This window comes from Dactylosporangium siamense, from assembly GCF_016862795.1.
In the GTDB taxonomy this organism is placed as follows: domain Bacteria; phylum Actinomycetota; class Actinomycetes; order Mycobacteriales; family Micromonosporaceae; genus Dactylosporangium; species Dactylosporangium siamense.
In genome coordinates this window covers 17,928-39,978 of the sequence record NZ_BONQ01000048.1, presented here as the reverse complement: position 1 = coordinate 39,978, position 22,051 = coordinate 17,928, and the positions used below count along the sequence as shown (strand labels likewise).

Here is a 22,051-nt window from a genome sequence, read left to right as displayed (position 1 = left end):
GTGTTCGCTCCATATTCCGTGCTGCACCAGCAACTGCGCGGCATGCTGCAGGACAAGACCGAGCAGGGCCACGACGTGGACGGCATCGCCGCCCGGCTCGACGCGCTGCCCGACGACTACCAGGCGATCGCCGACATGGCCGCCGTCATCGACGCGACCCCGATCCGCGCCGACTGGCAGTACGTCGAGCCGAGCGACCTCGAGGCGATCCGCGCCGAACGCACCGGTGGCGTCCTCGCCCCCGTGCACGTGGCGGACGCGGCGGCGCGCGCCGAGGCCGGGTTCTACGGCTCGGTCGCCGGCTGCATCCTCGGCAAACCCGTCGAGATCATGCCGACCCTCGCGGAGCTGCGCGCGTCGCTGGAGAAGATCGGCGAGTGGCCGCTGCGGGACTACATCCCGCAGCGGTTGCTGACCGACGGCGGGCTGCGGGAGTTCCACGTCGACTGGCCCGAATGCGTCCGCGAGAACATCCGCTGGGTGGCCGCCGACGACGACATCAACTACACCCTGCTGGGCATGCTGGCCCTGGAGCGGCACGGCGCCGGCTTCACCAAGGCCGACCTGCGCCGGCTCTGGCTGGACAACATCCCGCTCGGCTTCACGTGGGGACCGGAGCGCACCTTCCTCACCAAGCAGGGCCTGGCGATGGGCATCGAGGACAACCCCGTCCAGGACCTCGACGCGCTCCCGGCGACGCGGAACCCGTGGGAGGAGCTGTGCGGCGCGATGATCCGCGCCGACGCCTACGGCTACGCCTGCCCCGGCCGCCCGGACCTGGCCAGCGAGCTGGCGTGGCGGGACGCGTCGCTGACCCACCGCGCCAACGGCATCTACGGCGCCATGTTCTCCGCCGCCGCGATCGCCGCCGCCTACACCGCCACGTCGCCGCTGGAGATCTTCGAAGTGGCGCTCGGATACGTGCCGCGCCGCAGCCGCTTCCACACCATCGTCGCCGACTCCCTCATCCAGGTCGCCGAGGCGAGTGACTGGCTGGACGGGTACCACCGCATCCACGGCCGCTACGGCCAATACGGGCACTGCCGGATCTTCCAGGAGTCCGGCACCCTCATCAACACGCTGCGCTTCGCCACCGACGTCGGCGACGGCATCTGCAAGCAGGTCATGCAGGGCAACGACACCGACAGCTACGGCGCCACCGGCGGCTCGATCCTCGGCGTGTACTTCGGCCCGGGTCACCTCGAGTCCCGCTGGATCGAACCGTTCCAGGACACCCTGCACACCCGCCTCGCCGGCTACTACGAGCTGTCGCTGTCCGCGACCGCCCGCCGGATCGCGGCGCTGCCCGGACGGGTCATGGGCACGTGAACGTCGAGAGCACCGAACTGTTCGCCGGCACCGAGGACGACCCGCTGCAGATCGTCCGGGTCACCGGCGCGCCGCCGGGCGAGGTCACGGTCCGGGGCCCGGGCGTCGCGACCGCCTTCACCAGGGGCGACGAGGTCGCCGTGCGGACCTCCCACCCGGCCGGCGCGCGGGTGCCCCTCGAGGTGCTGGTGAACGGCGCGCCGACCGGCGGCACCGGCGAGCTCGTCGTCGCCGAACCCGGCTGGACCGTGCACATGATCCCGCACTTCCACTACGACCCCGTGTGGTGGAACACCCAGGCGGCGTACACCAGCGAATGGGACCGCACCGACGAGCCGGGATCCCCTCGGTTGGACTTCCAGCGCGCCGGGTTCGACCTGGTCCGCGCCCACCTCGCCGCGGCCGAGCACGACCCCGACTACCGGTTCGTCCTCGCCGAGGTCGACTACCTGAAACCCTACTGGGACACGTTCCCCGAGGACCGGGCCACGATCCGCGACCTGCTGCGCCGCGACCGGCTGGAGATCGTCGGCGGCACCTGGAACGAGCCCAACGGCAACCTCACCAGCGCCGAGCTCACCGCCCGCAACGTCGTCTACGGCACCGGTTTCCAGCGCGACATCATGGGCGCCGACCCGGCCACCGCGTGGCAGCTCGACGTCTTCGGCCACGACCCCCAGTTCCCCGGCATGATGGCCGACGCCGGCCTCACCTCCAGCTCGTGGGCCCGCGGCCCGTTCCACCAGTGGGGCCCGATGCTCACCCGGATCGGCAGCTGGGACGACCCGCCCACCGACCCGGACGGCATGCAGTTCCCCAGCGAGTTCGAGTGGCTGTCCCCCAGCGGCCGCGGGGTCCTCACCGCATACATGACCAACCACTACTCGGCCGGCTGGTGGATGGACTACGCGCCGACGCTGGAGGCCGCCTGCGACGCGGTGTACCGCATCTTCCTGCAGCTCAAGCAGGTCGCCGCGACGAAGCACGTGCTGCTGCCGGTCGGCGCGGACTACTCGCCGCCGAACCGCTGGGTGACCCGCATCCACCGGGACTGGCCGACCCGCTACGTGTGGCCCCGGCTCCAATGTTCGCTGCCGAAGGACTTCTTCGCCGCGGTGCGCGCCACGCCGGGCTTCAGCCCCTCGCCACAGACCCGCGACATGAACCCCGTGTACACGGGCAAGGACGTCTCCTACATCGACACCAAGCAGGCCCACCGCGCCGCCGAGCTGCTCACCCAGGACGCCGAGCAGTGGGCGACGTTCGCGGGGCTGCTCGGCGCGCCCTACCCGGAGACGGTGCTGGACGTGGCGTGGCGGCAGCTGGTGTACGGCGCGCACCACGACGCGATCACCGGCACCGAGTCCGACCAGGTGTACCTCGACCTGCTCGCCGGCTGGCGGGAGGCGCACACCCTCGCCGGGGCCGTGCACGACGGCGCGCTGCAGCACATCGCCGACCGCGTCGACGGCGGCGGCCGGTCCGTCACCGTGTTCAACCCGTCGGCGTGGCCGCGCACCGACCTCGTCGACGTCGCGACCCCCGGCGTGCGGCCCGTCGACGACGGCGGCGTCCCGCTGCCGTGCCTGAGCTACCCGGGCGGCGTGCGCTTCCTCGCCCGGGACGTGCCGTCGCTCGGCTACCGCACCTGGCGACTCGTGCCCGGCGACGCTGACCGTTGGACCGCCGCCGCCGGCACCGAGATCGCCAACGAACACCACGTCGTGTCCGTCGACCCGGACCGCGGCGGTGCCATCGACCGGATCCACAGCGTCGCCGAGGGCCGCGACCTCCTCGCGCCGGGCCGGGTCGCCAACGAGCTCGTCGTCTACGACGAGTACGTGGAACAGCCCGTGTTCAAGGAAGGTCCGTGGCACCTGCTGCCCAACGGGCGGGTCGCCGGCTCCGCCGCCGCACCGGCCGGGTCCGTGCTGCGGGAGACCTCGCCGCTCGGCGAACGCCTCACCGTCACCGGCACCGTCGGGCCCGCCGCCTACACCCAGCAGATCACGCTGTGGCACGGCGTGGACCGGGTCGACTGCACCACCCACCTGGACCGCTGGGACGGCACCGACCAGCTGCTGCGGGTCCGGTTCCCGCTGCCGGTCGGCGGCGGGCGGCCCGTCTACGAGGTCGGCGACGCCGTCATCGGCCGCGGCTTCGGGTTCCCCGACGTCGACACCGCCGAACACCCGTGGACCCTCGACAACCCGGCCTACACCTGGTTCGGGGCCGGTTCCACCGCCCGGATCCGGGTCACCGACCCGTCGACCGGGCGGCGGACGCTGCACGCCGTCGGCGTCGCCGACGTGGTCGTGCCCGCGCTCGACGACGCCGCTCCCCTCGCTCGTGACCTGCTCATCGCCCTGGCCCGGGTCGGCGTGACCGCGACGACGTCGGTCGCGGCAGGTGCCCGGTACGGGCTGCTCGCCGTCGACTCGAACCTGCCGGACTTCCGCATCGCCGTCGGCGGCCCTTCGAGCAATCCGTTCACGGCCGCCGTCCTCGACGCCGCCCCTTCGTATTTCCGCGAGCTGCTCACGGGCCAGCACCTGGTGTGGGTGCCGGCGGCCCGGCCGCTGCGCGAGGTGTGGACCCCGACGGGCGACCTCACCGGGGTCCGGGACCTCCCCGTGCTCATCGTCGCCGGCGGCCTTTCGGACCTGGTCGCCGACTGCGCCGACGCGGTCATCGACGTCGTCCAGCCAACGACCGACGCAGGTCTTGAGGACCGCACGGTGGCCCTCCTCAACCGGGGGATCCCCGGCTGCTGCGTCGACGTCGACGGCACCCTGCACCTGTCGCTGCTGCGCTCCTGCACCGGCTGGCCGTCCGGGGTGTGGATCGACCCGCCCCGGCGGACCACCCCCGACGGCACCGGCTTCCAGTTGCAGCACTGGACCCACACCTTCGAATACGCGCTCGTCACCGGCGCCGGCGACTGGCGCGACAACGACCTGGTCCGCCGCGGCCACGCGTTCAACCACCCGCTGCGCGCCGTCACCACCGACGGCGCCGGGGACCTGCCGGCCGTGGCGTCGCTGCTGTCCGTGGAGCCGCCGGGCGCGGCGGTCGTGACCGCGGTCAAGCCCACCGGCAATCCCCTCGCCACGGGCCGCATCCCCGGGCCGCGCTCGACGGTGACGGTGCGGCTGTACGAGCCGAACGGCCGCGCCGCCGACGTGACGCTCGGACGGCCGATGTCCCGGACCGACCTCCTGGAAGGGCCGGGGGTGCCGGTGCCCGTGCTGCGGTTGCGGGGCGCGGAGATCGCGACCGTCACCGTCGACCTCGGCGGACCGATCGTGCCCGCGCCGGTCGGCGACGACGTCGTGTCCGACGCCCGGTCGTGGCTGACGAACCGCGGTGTCCCGGCCGGCGGCGCGCTGCCGTTCAGCGTCCACCTCGACGACGCCGGCACCGCCACCGTGACCTCGGACCTGGTCGAGGACACGATCACCGCGACGGTCGCCCTCGGCGAGACGACCCACACCGTCACCGTCCCCCCGCTCGGCGCCGCTACCGTCCCCGGACCGGCCCTGGCCGTGCGGGCCACGGTCCCCGGGCTCGGCACCGTCACCGACGTGCGGACCGGGCAACCGGCCTTCGAGGTCGACCTCGACACCGACGACATCGTGGTGCCCGCCGGCGGCACGGCCACCCTCGACGTCCGGGTGCTGCCGGCGACCGACCTGCCGTTCGGGGTGGAGCTGCAGCCGCTCGGGCCGCCGGAGATCTGGGCCTGGACCACGATCGTCGCGGGCACCGTGGTCATCCGTCCCCCGGCCCACCAGCGGCCGGGGACGTGGTGGCTGCTCGTCAAGGCGCTCGGCGGCGGCACCCCCGTCTACTCCCCCACCGTCAGGATCACCGTCACATGACCCCGACCCATCACCATCCGGCCGCGGTCGTCGACGGCGCACCGGTGTGGCCGCACGAGATCGACGCCCGGCTCGCCCGCATGCGCGCGGCGGACGGCGGTGACCGGCTGCCCGACCCCTCGTCGGCCGAGGGGCGGCAGCTGCGCCGCTGGACCACGCAGGTCGTCGTCCTCGAGCGGCTCTTCGAGGCGGCCGCCGCCGGTCTGCCGCCCGGGGTGGCGGGTCCGGCGATCCGGCAGGTCGTCCCGGACGGTGTCGCAGCGGTCGAGCTCGGGTCGATGACCACGGCGGCACTGACCCGCAGCGAGGCCGGCCGGCGGGTGTACGCGCACGTCGCTTCGGCGTACCCCGGCGGCCATGCGAAACGGCGGGCGTTTCTGGACTGGCTCGCGCCCCGCCTCCACCGGGTGGAGCTCGGACCCGGCTACGAACACCCGGCCGACCCGCGACAACCGGATGCCGAACATCGGCATTGAAGTTTCAGGGCCGTCGGCGCGGTCCACCACCACCGGTCAGACGGCGCTGACACCATCCCTGGAAGGAACCACATGACACGCATCAAGGCCGGGGTCATCGGCACCGGGTTCATGGGCAGCGTCCATGCCCGCGCGATCGCCCGGGCCGGCGCCGAGCTCGTCGGCGTCGTCTCGTCCCGCCCGGAGCAGGCGGCCCGGCTCGGCGCGCCCTGCCACCGCACCCTGGACACGCTGCTGGACACCGGCGTCGACGTGGTGCACGTGTGCACGCCCAACCACCTGCACGCCGAGCAGACCCGGCAGATTCTCGCCGCCGGCCGGCACGTCGTGTGCGAGAAGCCCCTCGCCACCGACCCCGCCGACGCCGCCGACCTCGTCTCGTTGGCTTCGGCTTCAGGGCGGGTCGCGACGGTGCCGTTCGTGTACCGGTTCCACCCGATGGTCCGGCACCTGCGGGAGCGGATCGCCGCCGGGGACGCCGGGCGGCTGCTGCTGATCCGCGGCTGGTACCTGCAGGACTGGCTGGCCGACCCGGCCGACACGGACTGGCGGGTGGACCCGGCGCTCGGCGGCCCGTCCCGCACGTTCGCCGACATCGGCGTGCACTGGTGCGACCTCGCCGAGTTCGCCACCGGCCACCGCATCACCAGGCTCATCGCCACCACCTCGACCACCACCGCGGACCGGCCGACCGAGGACACCGCCGCGCTGCTGTTCGAGACCGACCAGGGCGCGACCGGCAGCATGACGGTCAGCCAGGTCTCCCTCGGCCGCAAGAACCGCCTGGAGCTGTTCGTCGACGGCGACCGCACCGCATACGGGTTCAGCCAGGAGGAACCCGACACGCTGTGGACCGGCACCAGGGACGCGGTCACGCTGCTGCCGCGCGGCAGCGGGCTGATGTCTCCAGAGGCTTTGAATTACAGCCGTGTCCCGGCCGGGCATCCGCACGGCTATCAGGACTGCTTCGACGCGTTCGTGGCCGACACGTACGCCGCGATCGCCGGTGCGGCACCGGATGGGTTGCCGGTGTTCGCCGACGGCGCCCGCGCCGCCGCGCTGACCGCGGCGGTGCTGCGATCCGCCGCCGGCGGCACCTGGGTCACGGTTTCCTGACTGGGATCGGCCGCCGCGCGCTTTGGGAGCGCGCGGCGGCCGGTGTGTCAGCTGACCGTGACGGCCAGGTCGTCGAGCACGAAGGACGTCTGCAATGAGGAGTCCTCGGTGCCGTTGAACTTCAGGGCGACGGTCTGGCCCGCGAACGCGTTCAGGCTGTAGGTCTTGGCCTGATACCCGGAGGCCTTGTTCAGGTTGGACAGGGTGCCGAGGGTGGTGGAACCGGCGGTGACGGTCAACTTGTCGTACGCCGTCGTGGTGGACGTCTCGGCGGAGTCGACGTGGACGTAGAACGTCAGCGTCGCCGAGCAGCCCGCCGGGATGGTGACCGACTGGGTGAGCGACTCGGTGTGGGTGGAGCCGTAGCCGAGCAGCCACGCCGAGTACGTGCCGGTGCGGGCCGGCTGGCCCTGGCTGGACCACTGGCCGATGGCGCCGGTCGTGCCGGTCCAGGACGTCGCGCCGGACTCGAAGCCGGGGTTGGCGAGCAGCTGCGCGCCGGTGCAGCCGGTCGGCGGCGGGGTGGTCGGCGGGGGCGTGGTCGAGCCCGAGACCGAGGTCTGCCAGATCGTGGCGGCGACCCCGTCGGCGGCGCGGTTGAGGACCGTCGCGCTGATGTTGCTGGTGGTGTCGCAGGCCGCGTGGTAGCAGGAGTCGTAGGCGCTGTTCGCCGTCCCGCCCCACTTGGCCGCCTGCGCCGAGGTCTTCCTGGCGCTGGCACCGGCGGCGTACCCGGACGTCGGGATGCCGACCCGCTCGAAGGAGTAGTCATCGGAGCGGCCGGCGCCCTCGGTGTTCTCCTCCGGCTGCAGGCCCAGCGAGTCCCAGTACGCCTTCAGCGGCGCGGCGGCCGTGGAGGTGACATGGTTGATGAAGTAGCCGCCGTTCTTCGAGCCGACCATGTCGAAGTTGTAGTAGGCCTTGATCTGGGTGCGCTGGGTGGTGGTCAGCGCGTTGGCGTAGAAGGCCGATCCCTGCAGGCCCTGCTCCTCCCCGGCCCACCAGGCGAACCGGACGTGCCGGCTCATGGTGGGGTTCTGCTGCGCCAGCACCAGGGCGTTCTCCAGCAGCGTCGCGGATCCGGAGCCGTTGTCGTTGATCCCCGGCCCGGCCGACACGCTGTCCAGGTGCGCGCCGAACATGGTGATCTGGTCCGACGGCCCGCCCGGCCAGTCCGCGATGAGGTTGTTCGCGCGATACGTGCAGCTGGTGCAGGTCTGCTCGGCCACCGTGTACCCGGCCGCCTGCAGCTTGCCCTTGATGTAGGCGACCGAGGCGGTGTATCCGGCGGTGCCGCTGCGCCGGTTGCCGCCGTTGCTGGTCGCGATCGTGCCGAGCTGCGTCAGGTGGGCCTGCACGTTCGCGATGGCGATGTCGGGCGCCGCCGCGAGCGCCGGTGTGGCGGTCACCGGCGGCGCGGCGCCGGCCGGGATCGCCAGGCCGGCGCCAATGAGCAGGAGCGTGGCGGACACGGTCAGTGTCAGCGCCGCTGTGGTGGATCTCATGCGTGAGCTCCTCGATCGGAGGACGAAGGTGGCGCGAGATTCGCACATTTCGATTTGTGCGACAAGTGATCGAGGGCATACCAGCCTGGACATACTGCGGTGTCCTGCTCGCCGGAGGCGGGGCTCCTGCCGGGGGCACCACAGCGGCCGCGCTGGTCATCGAAGCGACCTACCGTCTGGTCCGCGAACCAGAACCAGGCCACCGTCGGCGTGAGGCCGGTCAGCGGCGGTACCCACCCGGTGGCATCGGCCCGTACGGGAAGGTGATCGCCGCGCGGAGCCGCCGGCGCTGGGCCGCGCGGACGTTGAGGATCAGCACGACGAACGCGAGGATCACCGCCAGGACGAGCACGGCGCACAGCGCCCAGGCGCCGATGTTGGTCCAGGACACGCCGGGCGACAGCGCGTAGCCGGGCGGCGGGCCGTCGTCACCGTGCTCGTCCTCGCCGGTGGCGTAGTTCAGCGGCTGCGGCCGCACCTTCGCGGTGGCGCCCAACCAGATCCGGTTGTGCGCGTCGGGCGCGCGGTGCTGGAAGGACTCGCCGACCGCCTTGGACATGTCGGCGTGCTGCTGCTGGAACTCGGTCTTCGGCAGCGCCGAGAACGGCACGTCGGCGAAGTCGACGCCGCCGTCGCTGTAGGTGAAGGTGTAGCGGTAGTTGCCCTTGTCGACGGTCCTGGTCACGTCGTATTCGTGGTCGCGGTAGGACTTGACGTAGTCGTCGAACACCTGCTTCGGCGACCACGGCTGCAGCGCCGGCCACCGGCGCACGTCACCGCTGTTGATCATCGAGGTCAGCGCGCCGGTGCGCCGCTCCCGGTACCACTCGGCGGCCACCCGGGCGAGGTAGACCCGGCGCAGTTCGGCGAACTCGGGCGCGGTGTTCACCGCCTCCTCGACCTTCGGCAGGATCAGCTGCTCGAACACCCGCTCCATCCGGGCGCTCGGCGCGGCGCAGGCCGCGGTGCCGAGGGGACCCTTGGACAGCTCGGACTCGGCCTTGACCTCCAGCGGGGCGTCGACGATGTAGATCCCGCCGTCGGCCTGATACACCGACGCCGGCTTCGGCACGATCCACTGCCGCGTCGTCACGCACTCCTGCAGCGCGTCGGGGTCGGGCTCGCCCCAGAACTGCCGGCCCAGGTCGGTGTTGGGGTTGGTCAGCCGTGCCGAGATCTTCTTCATGGCGAGGTCGGCCTGCAGCAGGATCCGGCCGACGTCCGTGGTGGCGAGCCTGGGCTCCAGGATGCGGTCGGGCTCGTTCGGGTTGAGGTTGACCCAGAACGTCGACGTCGGCAGGCTGAGCCACACATAGAACGCGTCGGACATCTGCGCCATGGCCAGCTGCCCGGTCGCGACGTCCTGCGGGGCGCCGGGCCCGGCCGGGGATGCGCTGTACGCGTAGCGCAGGCTGCCGCCCGGATCCTCAGACAGGTAGCGCAGCTGCAGCGAGGTGAAGTCGATCCCGCCCGGATCGGTGCCCGCGGCCGCGCCGCCGAGCACGGCGGGGCCCTGCGCGGCGGGGTTGCCGGAGCCGCTGCCGAAGCCGTTGCCGCCCATGGACACCTGCGTGCCCGCGGCGACCTTGCGGCCCTGCTTGTCCCAGTCCTGCACCGTCTTCTCGATCACGACATCGGAATACTGCTTGTCCCGCAGCTGGTCACGGGCCTGCTGCTTGGCCTCCTCGGTGACCTTCTTCTTGGCCGGCCCGCTGGGATACGCGATCCGCTTGAGCATCGACTCGCTCGGCAGGTCGGTGAGGATGACGCCGCGTTGGAGCTTGGGGAACATGGACCGCTTGAGCTGGTTGACGCAGTCGCTCGGGCCGGAGCAGAACATCTTCTCCGAGCCGACCTCGTCCACGAGGTCCTGCAGGTCGGTGCGGCCGAGCGCCGGGTTCAGCTTCCGCACGAGGGCGTGGCGGATGTTCGGCTCGGAGTGCAGCTTGCCCGCGCTGAGCTCGTCCTGAAGGTCGGCCTCCAGACTGAGGTCCCAGGCCAGGCTCGGCTGCGAGGAGGTGTCCCACTGGACAGGTTTGCCGGCCGCGTCCAGCAGCTGCTTGCCGCTGACATCGACCAGCCGCCACAGGCCGGTGCTCTGGTCGAACTGGAAGATGTCGATGAGCGCGACCTTGCTGTTGCCTTTGAACGGGCTGACGCTGGGCGCGGTGATGAACCAGTCGATGACGTGCCCGTTGTCCTGCGTTTGCCAGTGCGCGTCCGCGAGGTTGCGCCCGTAGCCGATCCGGCGGTCGGGGTCCGTGTCGTCGCGGGTCATCTCCGAGTGCCGGTAGCGGGACATCAGCAGCGGCAGCAGCAGCCGCTCGCCGGCGACGAACCGGTCGATCGTGTAGTTCGGATTCGGCTTCGGAGCGGCGAGCGCGCCCGGGACGGCGACGAGGCCCGGGGCGATGAGACCGACGACGAGGACGAGCACCGCGAGCCGGATCGGGTTACGCATGTCAGTCGTACTCCATCGCGTATTCGTTCAGCAGCACGTTCCACCGGGACTCCTCGTCGGCGAGCCCCTCGGGGTCCCACGTGTCCAGCTCGTCCCAGACGGTGTCGACCGCCTGCGCGACGGACTCACGGGTGCCGACCTCCAGCTCGCCGAGCTGGTGCTGGAGCAGCCCGACGGCGAGCACGAACGCGGCGATGCTGGAGTTCGCCGGCGTCGAGTAGTCCGGCTCGTGGTGCATCCACTGCACCCAGCCCGTCCGCACGTCGATCGCGTAGCAGTAGAAGGGTTGCGCCGCCACCACCACGTAGCGGCGGCCGTCGCGCTCGAACGGCTCGAGCAGCCGCTCGTCGCGGATCGGGGTGATGTCCCGGAACCCGGCGTCGGGCAGCCCGACCATGGTCAGGAACTCGCGGGTCCGCGGCTCCACCAGCGGGTCGACGTGCTCGGGCCGGACCGGCACCAGCCGGTCGCCCCACTCATCGCGGGTCCGTTGGACCAGCGCGTCCCACGAGGGGCGGTCATCCACTGCCGTCACATCCAACCCCCATTGGTGACGTCAATCAATGCTTTGCGGCCGTCAGTGTACCCCCGTTACCCCAGCACCTCATCGATGCCCAGTTTCGCCTACGACAGCCCTGAACTAGGGTCAGGGACCGTGGATCATGTCGCACCGGTGCTCTTCCTGGACCTCGATGGCGTGCTGAGTCCTTTCGGCGCGTCTGCGTATCCCGACGGCTACCAGGAACGGGTGTTCTTCGAGGGAGAAGACCCACAGCGCTACTGCGTGGCGCATGGCGACTGGATTCGCGAGCTGGCAGTCGTTGGAGAGCTGTGGTGGGCAACCGGCTGGGGCGAGAACGCCAACGAACTGTTCCTGCCTCTGCTCGGCGTGGAACCGCTGCCCGTGGTTCGTTTCCCACCGGTTCCGTTCGAACCCGAGCTCAAGGTTCCGGCCGTCGATGCCGTGGCCGGTAATCGCCCGGCGGCGTGGATTGATGACAACCACACAGTCGCCGGTCAACGATGGGCCGCCGAGCGCCCAGCGCCGACCCTCCTTGTATCGATCGATCCGGCAGTCGGATGGACCCGAGCGGACGTCGACCGGGTAGTTGACTGGGCGGCGAGCTTGGCCCTCCAGACGCGCAGGCCACGAGGGTAGGGGTGCTGGGCGTAGGTGGTTGCTGTGGTGCGGGCCGGGCGGGGTGGTGCGCTCGCCGCCGGTGTGTCGCGAGCAACCCGGCGCCGGCGGCCGGACCTCAGTCCCACCAGAATGACCAGATCCGCGCGTCGATGAGCTGGCTGGCGTAGCTGGTGAGGTCCGGCGCGCCGCCCTGCCAGACATTGTCGGGACAGAACGCGAAGTGCTCCGCCGCGATGTGGAGGGCGGTGGCGTGGTCGGTCGGTGGGGCTGCGACGCTCAGGTACAGCTCGGCGAACCCGACGCCGATGACGCGTGTGGCGAACCGGCGCTCCCAGGAGCGCAGTACGGCCGAGAGCTTCGCCGTGTCGGTGTAGTTCGCCGGGCCTTCCCATCCGGCTGCGGTGATGGAGTCGGCGCCGCGGGTGGTGGCGACCAGGCCGAGCCGCAGCCGGGGGTTGTTTGCCAGCATGACGCTCACGCACTCGTCGGCGTGCAGGTCAGGATCGTCGCCGGCCGGCTGCGGCGCGGCGAGGCCCGGCCAGCGCTGCCCGTATGGAGCCGTGACGGCGAGGCGATCGGCCGGCGACAGGTTGTCACTGTCGTCGATGCCGGTGTGGTCGGCCCACCAGCCCGCCATCAAGGTCTGCGCGTCCCAATCGCCGGGGTCGGACAGGTCGTCCGGCCGCAGTTCGCCGTCGTCCCAGGGGCGGGCGGTGTCACCGCGGAGGTGGTCGAGCAGCAGCGGCCACAGGCCGGACTTCTCGTGCACGGCACGGGCCGCGGTCCACAACTGCCTTGTGGCGGGACCGTCGCTGACCCACATGGCCGGCTGATCGTCGTCGCCCTCATCGCCGTGCACCAGGCGGCCCTCGGAGAGCGCGACGCCCGCGGCGGCGAGCGCATCGGGAAGTGCCGCCAGCAGACGGGGCAGTTCGGAAGATCCAGACATGCCACGAGCATAGGCAACCGGAGATCAGCCTCCGTCGCGGCCGCGGTGATGTACGGCCGCCAGCTGGCCTGTATCAGCGGCGCTCTGCGGCGCTCCTGTTTGCATGTGGCGAGTCGTGCTGGGACTGCTTGTCGGCGTCGGGGTGGTTGCGATCTACCAGCACGAGCACTCTCCTGGCCCGCTGCCGCTGGTGTGGGCTGCCCTCGCCGTCACGCTTGGTGGCTGCTCAGGCGCCATCCTCACGTACGGCCTGCGCCGCTGGGCCGAGCTGACCACCGAGCATTCGGTGCGGGTCCGCGAAGTCATCTGGCCGGTCGTGGCGATCGCCGTCTGCGGTGTGCTGGCCGTCAACGTGACCAGGTTCGTGCCGGGGCCGACCGGCAACTGGCACAGCGGGCTGCTGGTCTGCCTCGCGATCCTGGCCGGGATTCCGGTCGGCATGGTCATGTTCGCGGTACGGCGGGTGGTATCCGCCGAGCCACCTCCGGACCCGGCCGAGCCATCTCCGGACCCGCCGGGCCGTCAGGTCGCCGTGCTGCTCAGCCTGCGCAGGCTGCTGCAGCGGCTGCTCGCCGCCGAGGGCGCCGTCGTCGCGCTCGTCACCTTCGAATTCGGTGCGTACTCCCAGATCCAGTCGAGCCCGCCGCCCGCGCAGTACGTCTTCATCTTCGGCGGCGTCGGCTCAACGCTGGTCGCGGCGGCCTATGTGCCGGCCTGGACCGCCCTGCAGCACCGTGCCCACCTGCTGTGCCGCGAGCTGTTCCCGCTCGACGACCTCAACGACGGCGCCACGATCCTGAGTAACGCGGCGGACAGCCAGCGTCTCGAACAAGTCCTCGGCGCCGACCGCGGCATCCTGGCCGACCTGCAGAACGGCCTCGCTGTCGCGGCGCCCCTGCTGGCCGGTGCTGTCGCCGCGTTCCTGCCGCACTGAGGCGTGTCGGGTCACGACGTCCGAGCGTTCGTTCAGTGATCGCGGATACGTGATCACGTTGCGCGTCGGGACGCTCTTGAGCAAGGATCAAGGTCATGACCTACGGAAAGGGCGCCCTGCGCCTCGCAGCGTGAACAGCCCGGCGCCGGCGGTGTCGCCGGACGGCTGGGGGTGGTTGGAAGCGGGCATCGTCTCGGGCGATCTTCTGGTCCCAGGCAATCATGCGCGGTCCTGGATGTTCGGCACGGTCCAGGCCGACCCGGACGGGCCGACGACCCATCGCCTGCTGGCATTGACGACCGATGGCCGCGCATCGGTGCGCCGGACGGTGTTCGAGTTACTGGCCCAGTTGTGTTTCCAGCATTCCGACTGGCCTGTGGTGGCATTCGCCGCCGAGTCGGCTTTGCGTGACGCGGACCTGGTGATACGGCGTACCGCGGCGGCGCTGCTGGTGCACACCGGCGAACCCAATCGGGCCATGGCGGCGTTGAACGCCTCTGTCCGACGGCCTGCGCGGGCCCGAGGTGCTGCGGGTGTTCACCGCGATGGGGTCACATGCCCGGCCGATACTCGACCGGCTGGATCGGTTCATAGCCTCGCGGCGTCGAGCGGGGCTCAATATCGGCGATGATGACGCCGAGATGCGCGCGGACGAGATGTTGCTCGCCGCGACGATCGCCGCCCGCGAGCGAATCGCCGGATGAATCCGCACGACGAGGGTCCAGTCACCGCCCGGGCATACGCGCTCATGTCATCAAGACCGACCACCCCCGGGTTGACCGGCGGCCCGATGGGCCGCCGGTCTTCGGAGTTCTGCTTGCTGGGGGCGCAGGGCCCGGTCAGGTGATGCGGAGCTTGAGCAACAGGTCCTGCAGCAGGCCGGTGGCGGTGCCGTCACCGGCCGCGGCTGGCGTGAGCTTGAGCAGCTGCCAGCCGGCGCGGCGGGGCGGGTCGTCGCGCGGCTCGGTCGGGTACTGCCAGCCCTGGTTGGTGCCGAAGAACAGGTGCTCGTCACCGACGGGCAGGACCCCTCGGATGCCCCAGTTGCAGGCGTTGTTGAACCCGGTGGTGGTCAGCGGCCGGGCCGGGCTGTCCGCGTCGTCGAACACCCACACCTGCCCGGCGGTGCGCTCGTCGCGGAACACCAGCCGGGATGCCAGCTGCCGCCACAGGGCGGCCTCCACGGCCGGGACGGGCCGGCGCAGGATCTGGTTGAGCAGCCCGGTGGTGGGGTTGAGGGTGATGTCCCGCAGCACCTTCTCGGTGTTGAAGGTGCCCAGGTAGAGCTTGCCGCGGAACACCGCGGCGCCCCAGCCGACGTAGTCGTTGAACCGGGTGCCGAACCCGCCGCCGCCGAACCTCGGGTTCTGGTGCAGCAGGTTGTCCCGCAGTGCCCAGTCCTCACTGTCCGGGTCGAAGACCCAGTAGCGGCGCTCGCCGTAGAGCAGCTCGACCTGCTGGTTGAGCTGTCCCGGGTCCTTGATCCGGTAGACCACCCCGCCGGGTGAGCTGCGCAGGTACGCCATCGCCAGGTCGGGGAAGGAACCGCCGGACTGGTCCGGGTGGGTGGCCAGATGCCGGGTCAGGGACGGCGCGACCGACGGGATGCCGAAGGTGGCGTAGATCCATCCCTCGAACGAGGTGACCGCGAAGGACACCATCGCGGCCGCGGTCAACGGATCCGGGAACAGATGCGCGGCGGTGAACACCAGCTGCCAGCCGGTGCGGGTGCGGGTGGACAGTTCGTGCAGCGGCGGGCTCACGTACACGCCGGCCGGTTCGCTGCTGCCGGTGCCGACCCAGGTGCCGGTGACGATCCGGTCCTGGTGGACGGTGAAGTAGGTGGGCTGGTTGCCCAGCAGCCCCACCTCCTCGAACCGGAACGGGTTCGCCGCCGTGCCCCGCCACCGTTGCACGCTGCCGGTCGGCGGGTTCGGCCCGGAGCCGGTCCCCGCCTCGCCCGTCTCGGCCAGGCTCACCCCGAAGTACAGGCGGCCGCCCGCGACGACGAAGTTCTTGATGTTGTCCCACTCCGGGAACCGTTGCCAGCCCAGGAAGGTGCCGTCGGTGTGGTACGCCAGCAGCATGACCGTGCCGCCCGCCTGGGCGCCGCCGCTCGTCGTCGTCTCGATCCCGCCGAGGAAGACGACGTCGCCGATCGACCCGGCGGCGCGCAGCCCCGCGAGGCGGTCGAAGTCCGGGCACTGCTGCGCATCCGGGGTCCGCTCGACCGACGTCCCGGAGGCGATGTCGTGCTGCCACACCTGCACCGGCACCACATCACCGACGATGTCCTGCGCCGGCGGCACGTCGTGGACCGCGTTGTATGACGAGGCGAACTCGCACGTGACGTTGTCCGGGTCGTCCCACGGCTGCACCGGCACCCCCAACCCGGAACCGGCGAAGTCCCCGGCCAGGGTGGCGATCCCCCCGCCGACGGCGTTGGACACCGTGCCCCACCACACGCTGCGCTGCGCCTCGTCGGCGGTGAACGCCCACAGGTAGCCCTGGGTCGTCTGCGCCCTGCCCCCGTCGGGACGGCCTTCGCCGGCCTCGATCGGGCGGGTCGGCCGGCCGAGCCCGAACCACCACCGGTCCGGCTGCGCCTGCGCCGCCACGGTCACCCCGTGCCTGCGGTCCTCACCTGGCACCATCTTGCGCGTCCCGAGCATCGCCACGGCCGCTCCGCCCTCCACGACGTCGCCGCCCGGCACCGGACGGCGCACTTGCAACGGAGTGCGATACGTACCCGACGACACATCATCAAACGTCCCGCACGGTTTCCGGCGGCGGCGGACGTCACCGGCCGAGACAGGAGCCCTGAACCAGCGGTCCAGGGCTCCGGTCTTGTATGCGGCTGACTGTTGCCGATGCGTGCGCGTCGAGCCAGGAAGCGGCCCCAGACCACGTCAGGTGAGCGGCGTGAGGACCGATCCCCAATCCCACCAGCTGTCGACGTGGATTTCGGTCACGGTCCGCTGCCGGCTCACCGGCGTGGACGGATGTAGTGCACTGGTGAGCGTGATGATGTGCTCATAATGGCCGTTCTGCGGTGCCAGACAATCTTCCCAGGTGTACCAGGCCGCTTCGAGATAGACGGTTGCGATGGCAATTGGTTGCCTGACATAGCCTGGGATCTCGTACCGCGCGTCCACTCTGTACGATCGCGCGGCAAGCTGGATGGAAATTGACCGGCAGGTCGGGTCGTTGCTGTAGGTCGGACTCGCGCTGAGCAACTGGTGCGTGAGATGGTACGCAGGCGGCAAGTCCGCGGACGCGGCAACGGGCGCCACGGCCACGGCCAGCACCGCCGTCAGGAACACCAAAAAAGTGCGCTGAAGTAGGCGCAACGTCTCTCCCTCATGAGACCGGGGGGTTCGCGCCGGGCCACGAAGCGGCCCAGGTCACGTCAGGTGAGCGGCGTGAGGGCCGATCCCCATCCCCACCAGCCACCTTCGTCGATTTCGGTCGCGGTCCGCTGCCGGCTCACCGGCGTGGACGGATGCAATGCACTGGTGAGCGTGATGACGTGTACGTAGCGGTTGACCTGCGGTACCAAACAGTCTTCCCAGGTGTACCAGGCGGCTTCGAGATAGACGGTCGCGATGACTATCGGTCGCCTGACGACGCCTTGGTTCTCGTAATACGCGTCCACTCGGTACGATCGCGCGGCGAGCTGGATGGAAATTGACCGGCAGGTCGGGTCCATGCCGTAGTTCGGACTCGAGCTGAGCAACTGGTACGTGAGATGGTACGCAGGCGGCAAGTCCGCGGACGCGGCAACGGGCGCCACGGCCACGGCCAGCACCGCCGTCAGGAACACCAAAAAGGTGCGCTGAAGTAGGCGCAAATTCTCCCCCTAGGAATGTTTTGTTCCGACAGGGAGTAATCGTAGATATTGACGCTCTCCGTTTTCTATCATTCCACTTCCACGGCCCGGTAGTGGCGAGTAGCGTGATTGGGTTCGGTTGCGCGGCCGGGAGGGTGGCGCCCGCGCCGGGTGGCGTCGGCCCGCCTCGACCTCGCGTTGGCGCTGCTGGCCGCCGGCAGACCCCGACGAGGCCGGCGCGGACACCGACGGACTTCGCGACAGACACCGGGCGTCGCTGGAAGCGCGAGACTGTCGATGAGCAACGGCTCGCAGCCGTCCTTGCGGCCTGGACGTGGCGGTCGCGGTCATCGGGCGCCGCCGGCGTGATGACGTTCGCAGACAAGGGCTACCAAGGCGCCGGCGGAACCGTGCGCACCCCGTTCAAGCGCCACCGTCACAGGCCCAGGCTGTCGCGCCGACAGAAGGCGGTGAACAAGACACACGCGAAGATCCGGGCCTGCGGCGGACGCGCGATCGCCACCCTCAAGACCTGGATAATCCTGGCGAAACTCCGCTGCTGCCCACGGCGAGCCACCTCGATCGTGCAAGCCATTCTCGCTCTACACCGCGTCGAGACCAGCCGCTGCATACGATGAAATGGCTCACCGATCATCGGTATGATCAAGGGCGTGGCCAGAGTCGTCCGGATGACCGATCGGTTGCGGCGCCACCCGGACGCCGCCGACGTGACGGTCGCCGAGTTCCTGCACCTTCCGGCCGGCGTGTCGATCGCGTCGCTGACTCTCGAGCCCGGAGCAGAGCTCGCCGTCGCGAGGTCCGACGGCGATGGTGAGGGGCTCTTCGTCACCCACGGCAGTGGCTGGATCACGAGCGGGCAGGCCGGTCGCGAGGACATCGTCGCGGGCAACATCGTCTACCACGACCGCGACCCGGACCTGGTCGTCGGCACGGAAGTGGGCATGATCCTGCTCCACATCCGTGGCGGGTTCATGATGCCGGGCCCGCCCGGATGACGGCGGTGCCGTGAGGGCCGTCAGGCCAGGGCGAGAAGACCGAACACGCTGCCTTCCGGGTCGATCCCGAGAGTGCCGCACCCGCCCCTAGTGTCGCGTGATGCTGGTTTCGTTACTTCGCGTCGTGGTTGGCGACTTGTTTGAAACTTGGTCTGGACACGGCGGACCTTGGCGAGTTTGCTCCCGACAACAGTGAAGGGCCGCTGCCAAGACACACCACGTCTGCCGTGCCCCCAGGTCCTCATTGCCGAGCTGGATGTGTGGCTATGCGCGGACCTTGCCCGGGAGGCTGATCCAGAACCGATCTTCTCCCTGCCGTTGACCGTCAGGCACGCCGCCGTTCGACAGAATCACCCGGCGCGATGCTTCGTTGTCCGCATGGCATGTCAGCAGAACGCTGCCAACGCCCAGACGACGGCACTCCACAAGGCCGGCTGCCAGCATCCAGGTGGCATGGCCCTGCCGACGCCACGGGGCGACCACGTGATATCCAATGTGACCCCCGACTTCGGCGAGCTCGGCTGTCAGCTGGTGCCGGACCACGAGAGTGCCCAAGTAGTACTCGCCGGAGACATACCAGAAGATCGTGGAAGGCACTCCCCAACGAGTGTGGACCCCGCGCCGCGCAGCAACAAACTCGTCGAAGTCGTCGCTGGCCGGTCCTAACCAATCTGTCGGTGTCCCTCTCAGCAGGCAATCGGCCTGCTCACCGATGAGGTATGACGTCCGCACCGCGGCTGTTGGCCACACCAGACGGGGCGATTCGACCAGATGGATCACAACCGCAGTCTTCGCGTCGACCTTACCGAGCGCACCTCAATTTCGATCCATACCACGCGACTACGGCGACGGATCCCGCGGCGGCCTGTCGTTGGACGAGAGCGACCGTCCGACCGTCAACGGTGTCGACCTGATCGGCGGCACCATCATCGACCCCGACCAACCGACACCACGACGCCGGCGCGATGTCAACGCCCACCGCCCACCGGGCGGCTGACCAGTCGAACAGTGCCAGACCGGACAGGCGACTACGTCGCGGCCGTCCTCGAAGCGCTCCGACTCCGGTGGCGCGCACCCAAACGCCGCGACGAACTCGTCCTCGCAGCCGCGCGACGCAGCGCCGCTCGCCGGCGCGACGAGGTGTACCGCGACGAGCTGAATCCGCGGCACGCGCGGCGCGACCGGCTCGCCGCGGAGATCACCGAATACGAAGGTCTCGCTGAGGCGCTGCACTGCTTGGCCACCGAACCGAACATCACCTGAACCACAGCGTCGTCACGCAGGCCCGCCTCTTCTGGCGGGCCTGCGTGCTTTCCGTCTCGTTCTGGAGTTCGCACCATGCACCGCTTCCTCTCACCGGCAACGGCGTTCACAGTCGGGTTCGTCCTCGGTCGCGCCAGCATCAAGCCAGCCCTGCACCGGCTGCGCGAGGCCTACACCGACGCCGCGTACCGAGCCGACCACGAAGCCCTCACCGGCCTTCCCAACCGGGCCGCCGCACACCGCTACGACCATGCCAACTCCGGCCGCCCCTGGGCCGTGCTGCTCGTCGACCTGGACGACTTCAAAGCCGTCAACGACCGGCACGGCCACCACGCCGGCGACGCCATGCTCGTCGAGATCGCCAACCGGCTCCGAACCGCCGCCCACACTCACCACGGGCGACCGTTCCGTCTCGCCGGCGACGAGTTCCTCGTCCAGCTCCCTGCCGACCAACATCTCCAGGCGGGAGTCAACGCCGTGTACAACGCCGCCACCGCCGACCTGCCGTCCACCCTGGCCGACTACGTCTGGCGCGGCATCCAGATGCCGTCCTTCGGGCTCGCCGACGCCAGCGGCCTCAGCTGGGCTGAGGTGCTACGCCGCGCCGACATCGCGCTCTACCAAGCCAAACTCCACGGCGATCTGCAGACCTACCAACCCGGCATGTACCACCCGCCGACACCGCCATCACAGCAGCGCCGCACCCGCCTGCGCAACCTCCCCGGCGAGGACTGACGGGCGTTGATCCTGACGAGTCGCCGGCGTCACGGTGTACCGACGACGTCGGCTACCGTGTTGGCGAGGAACTGCAGCGCGAACGGCTTCTTCACGTACCGCGTGCAGCCGGCGCTGTAGCCGCGTTCCAGGTCGGCCGCAGTGGCGTACGCGGAAACGATCACAATCGGCAGATCTGCCGTCGCCGGAGTGGCGCGCAGCTCCCGGCAGATGTCGAGGCCGGAGCCGTACGGCAGGTGCACGTCGAGCAGCACGACGTCGGCATCCGCAGCGACGATGGCGGCCACCGCTCCGGCAGCGCCGGGCACGAGATGCACAACGTGGCCGTCACGTTCCAGCCGCTCACGCATGAGCGGACCGTGATCGCTGTCGTCCTCGATGATCACGACCGAAGCCATGGAGGGTACCTGCTTTTCGGGTCGAGCCGATCGACTCATGCTGGCACGGCCCGACACGCGGCGGTTGCGTTTCTGCCGCATCCGCCGACCGGCGCTGATGGCGAGGTGGCCGTGGTGACCGCCCAATGACATGCCCGCCCCGGGCCCGTCCCGCAAGCGACTCACCAAACCATCTTCGCGCCCTCCGGGACGCTGGCGCTCACGAAGATCGGAGCGGCACGGTGTTCACCAGCAACAAGCGCTACTGGATCGCCGAGGAGGTTCCGGCCACGGCCTCGCCTGACTACTCCAACGGGCTGATCAACCCCTTTCCGGGAGCGGCAGCCGTCATCACCGGCACCGACACCGGCAACGTCGGATTGTCGATGGAGTTCTACGACACGGCGCCGCCGCTCGTGACCGACGGCTGGGACGAGGTGGCCGACTTCACCATCTGGGCGCACGACGGCATCCTGCGGATCGTCGAAACGGTCGACCGCTCCGATCCCTATCCGCTGCTAGCCTTCCAGGGACCGGGAGGCTACCGCATCCGGCTGCACGCCCGAGACCGAGACACCGCCTTCGACCTGGCTGTGGAAACCCCGATCGAGCACCATCTGATCCAGGTCTGGCCAACCACCCAGGACGAGGCGGAACCGGTGGAGAACCACAAACTCACCGACGTTCTCGGCAGCCGCCGGAGATCCCGCCCGCGGTAGGCGTAAGAGCCGTTTGCAATGTCACGGACGGGACTTGCGACTGGTCGCTCGGCGGCAGGATCAATGCTTGGCGGCGCGCTCGGGTCCGGTAGCAGTTCCTGTCGCCATAGATCCAGCAGGAGGTCGTAGCCCCAGAGGCCGGGGCGGATGGTTTTGGTGGTGCGGGTTTCTGGGACGACTTCGATGAACGCGAGCAGCTGCCCTGTTTGGGTGTTGAAGATGCTGGTGTAGAGCCCGTTCGGCGCTGTCAGGGTGAAGGCCATGCCGCTGCGCCCGGCGATCCCAGGCATCGAGCCAGCGAAGACCAAGCCTTGGACACC

20 protein-coding genes and 1 pseudogene are annotated in these 22,051 nt (G+C 70.2%); 12 read left to right on the top strand and 9 right to left on the bottom strand.

What is annotated here, in order from left to right; translation table 11 throughout:
- The 4 genes from Dsi01nite_RS15420 (at position 1) to Dsi01nite_RS15405 (ending at position 6,802) form a co-directional block, all read left to right on the top strand.
- Positions 1–1,329, top strand: a complete 1,329-nt coding sequence (locus tag Dsi01nite_RS15420) for an ADP-ribosylglycohydrolase family protein (RefSeq protein WP_203846826.1) — start codon at positions 1–3, stop codon at positions 1,327–1,329.
- Entirely contained in the window at positions 1,326–5,210 is a 3,885-nt protein-coding gene (locus Dsi01nite_RS15415) for a glycoside hydrolase family 38 N-terminal domain-containing protein (protein WP_203846825.1), read from the top strand. The genes Dsi01nite_RS15420 and Dsi01nite_RS15415 overlap by 4 nt, the downstream gene beginning before the upstream one ends.
- Positions 5,207–5,686 carry a DUF7158 domain-containing protein gene (locus Dsi01nite_RS15410; RefSeq protein ID WP_203846824.1) on the top strand — a complete coding sequence of 160 codons (480 nt, stop codon included), beginning with the start codon at positions 5,207–5,209 and terminating at the stop codon, positions 5,684–5,686. The genes Dsi01nite_RS15415 and Dsi01nite_RS15410 overlap by 4 nt, the downstream gene beginning before the upstream one ends.
- Before the next feature lie 72 nt (positions 5,687–5,758).
- On the top strand, positions 5,759–6,802 hold the full coding sequence (locus Dsi01nite_RS15405; RefSeq protein ID WP_203846823.1) for a Gfo/Idh/MocA family protein: 1,044 nt from the start codon (positions 5,759–5,761) through the stop codon (positions 6,800–6,802).
- Positions 6,803–6,849: 47 nt separating this feature from the next.
- Here Dsi01nite_RS15405 and Dsi01nite_RS15400 read toward each other — a convergent pair whose 3' ends face one another.
- The 3 genes from Dsi01nite_RS15400 to Dsi01nite_RS15390 form a co-directional block, all read right to left on the bottom strand.
- A complete protein-coding gene (locus Dsi01nite_RS15400) occupies positions 6,850–8,307 on the bottom strand; it encodes a M28 family metallopeptidase (protein ID WP_203846822.1) in 1,458 nt (485 codons plus the stop codon).
- A gap of 220 nt (positions 8,308–8,527) precedes the next feature.
- Positions 8,528–10,768, bottom strand: coding sequence for a hypothetical protein (locus tag Dsi01nite_RS15395; RefSeq protein WP_203846821.1), 2,241 nt, complete (start codon positions 10,766–10,768; stop codon positions 8,528–8,530).
- Position 10,769: 1 nt separating this feature from the next.
- Entirely contained in the window at positions 10,770–11,294 is a 525-nt protein-coding gene (locus Dsi01nite_RS15390) for an SUKH-4 family immunity protein (protein WP_203846820.1), read from the bottom strand.
- Positions 11,295–11,423: 129 nt separating this feature from the next.
- On the opposite strand from Dsi01nite_RS15390, the gene Dsi01nite_RS15385 reads away from it, so the two are divergent.
- Positions 11,424–11,927, top strand: a complete 504-nt coding sequence (locus Dsi01nite_RS15385) for an HAD domain-containing protein (RefSeq protein WP_239135912.1) — start codon at positions 11,424–11,426, stop codon at positions 11,925–11,927.
- Between the two features lie 97 nt (positions 11,928–12,024).
- On the opposite strand, the gene Dsi01nite_RS15380 is transcribed toward Dsi01nite_RS15385, so the two are convergent.
- Complete coding sequence (locus tag Dsi01nite_RS15380; protein ID WP_203846818.1) at positions 12,025–12,858, bottom strand: DUF4253 domain-containing protein; 834 nt, start codon at positions 12,856–12,858, stop codon at positions 12,025–12,027.
- Positions 12,859–12,973: 115 nt separating this feature from the next.
- On the opposite strand from Dsi01nite_RS15380, the gene Dsi01nite_RS15375 reads away from it, so the two are divergent.
- Together Dsi01nite_RS15375 and Dsi01nite_RS15370 are read left to right on the top strand one after the other, a co-directional pair.
- Complete coding sequence (locus Dsi01nite_RS15375) at positions 12,974–13,792, top strand: hypothetical protein (RefSeq protein ID WP_203846817.1); 819 nt, start codon at positions 12,974–12,976, stop codon at positions 13,790–13,792.
- Between the two features lie 533 nt (positions 13,793–14,325).
- Positions 14,326–14,496, top strand: a complete 171-nt coding sequence (locus Dsi01nite_RS15370) for a hypothetical protein (RefSeq protein ID WP_203846816.1) — start codon at positions 14,326–14,328, stop codon at positions 14,494–14,496.
- Between the two features lie 135 nt (positions 14,497–14,631).
- Here the strand turns inward: Dsi01nite_RS15370 and Dsi01nite_RS15365 are convergent, their stop codons facing one another.
- The 3 genes from Dsi01nite_RS15365 to Dsi01nite_RS15355 all read right to left on the bottom strand — a co-directional run bounded on the left by Dsi01nite_RS15365 (position 14,632) and on the right by Dsi01nite_RS15355 (position 17,642).
- Complete coding sequence (locus tag Dsi01nite_RS15365) at positions 14,632–16,524, bottom strand: hypothetical protein (protein WP_203846815.1); 1,893 nt, start codon at positions 16,522–16,524, stop codon at positions 14,632–14,634.
- Positions 16,525–16,701: 177 nt separating this feature from the next.
- Entirely contained in the window at positions 16,702–17,142 is a 441-nt protein-coding gene (locus tag Dsi01nite_RS15360) for a hypothetical protein (RefSeq protein WP_203846814.1), read from the bottom strand.
- A gap of 59 nt (positions 17,143–17,201) precedes the next feature.
- Positions 17,202–17,642 carry a hypothetical protein gene (locus tag Dsi01nite_RS15355; protein WP_203846813.1) on the bottom strand — a complete coding sequence of 147 codons (441 nt, stop codon included), beginning with the start codon at positions 17,640–17,642 and terminating at the stop codon, positions 17,202–17,204.
- A gap of 338 nt (positions 17,643–17,980) precedes the next feature.
- Here Dsi01nite_RS15355 and Dsi01nite_RS15350 point away from each other — a divergent pair.
- Both Dsi01nite_RS15350 and Dsi01nite_RS15345 read left to right on the top strand, forming a co-directional pair.
- A pseudogene (locus tag Dsi01nite_RS15350) lies at positions 17,981–18,259 on the top strand (transposase family protein); the annotation flags it as partial.
- A gap of 51 nt (positions 18,260–18,310) precedes the next feature.
- Positions 18,311–18,637: a hypothetical protein gene (locus Dsi01nite_RS15345; protein ID WP_203846812.1), complete on the top strand. Its 327-nt coding sequence runs from the start codon at positions 18,311–18,313 to the stop codon at positions 18,635–18,637.
- A gap of 264 nt (positions 18,638–18,901) precedes the next feature.
- Here Dsi01nite_RS15345 and Dsi01nite_RS15340 read toward each other — a convergent pair whose 3' ends face one another.
- Positions 18,902–19,417: a GNAT family N-acetyltransferase gene (locus Dsi01nite_RS15340; protein ID WP_203846811.1), complete on the bottom strand. Its 516-nt coding sequence runs from the start codon at positions 19,415–19,417 to the stop codon at positions 18,902–18,904.
- Between the two features lie 228 nt (positions 19,418–19,645).
- Here Dsi01nite_RS15340 and Dsi01nite_RS15335 point away from each other — a divergent pair, with 228 nt between their 5' ends.
- Positions 19,646–19,900: a hypothetical protein gene (locus tag Dsi01nite_RS15335; RefSeq protein WP_203846810.1), complete on the top strand. Its 255-nt coding sequence runs from the start codon at positions 19,646–19,648 to the stop codon at positions 19,898–19,900.
- A gap of 75 nt (positions 19,901–19,975) precedes the next feature.
- The gene (locus tag Dsi01nite_RS15330) at positions 19,976–20,635 is read left to right on the top strand and encodes a GGDEF domain-containing protein (protein WP_203846809.1); all 660 of its coding nucleotides are present in this window, start codon (positions 19,976–19,978) and stop codon (positions 20,633–20,635) included.
- Positions 20,636–20,664: 29 nt separating this feature from the next.
- Here Dsi01nite_RS15330 and Dsi01nite_RS15325 read toward each other — a convergent pair whose 3' ends face one another.
- Positions 20,665–21,033 (bottom strand): response regulator transcription factor, encoded by a 369-nt coding sequence (locus Dsi01nite_RS15325; protein WP_203846808.1) that lies wholly within the window; start codon positions 21,031–21,033, stop codon positions 20,665–20,667.
- Positions 21,034–21,254: 221 nt separating this feature from the next.
- Here Dsi01nite_RS15325 and Dsi01nite_RS15320 point away from each other — a divergent pair, with 221 nt between their 5' ends.
- A complete protein-coding gene (locus tag Dsi01nite_RS15320) occupies positions 21,255–21,731 on the top strand; it encodes a hypothetical protein (RefSeq protein WP_203846807.1) in 477 nt (158 codons plus the stop codon).
- Positions 21,732–22,051: the final 320 nt, after the last annotated feature.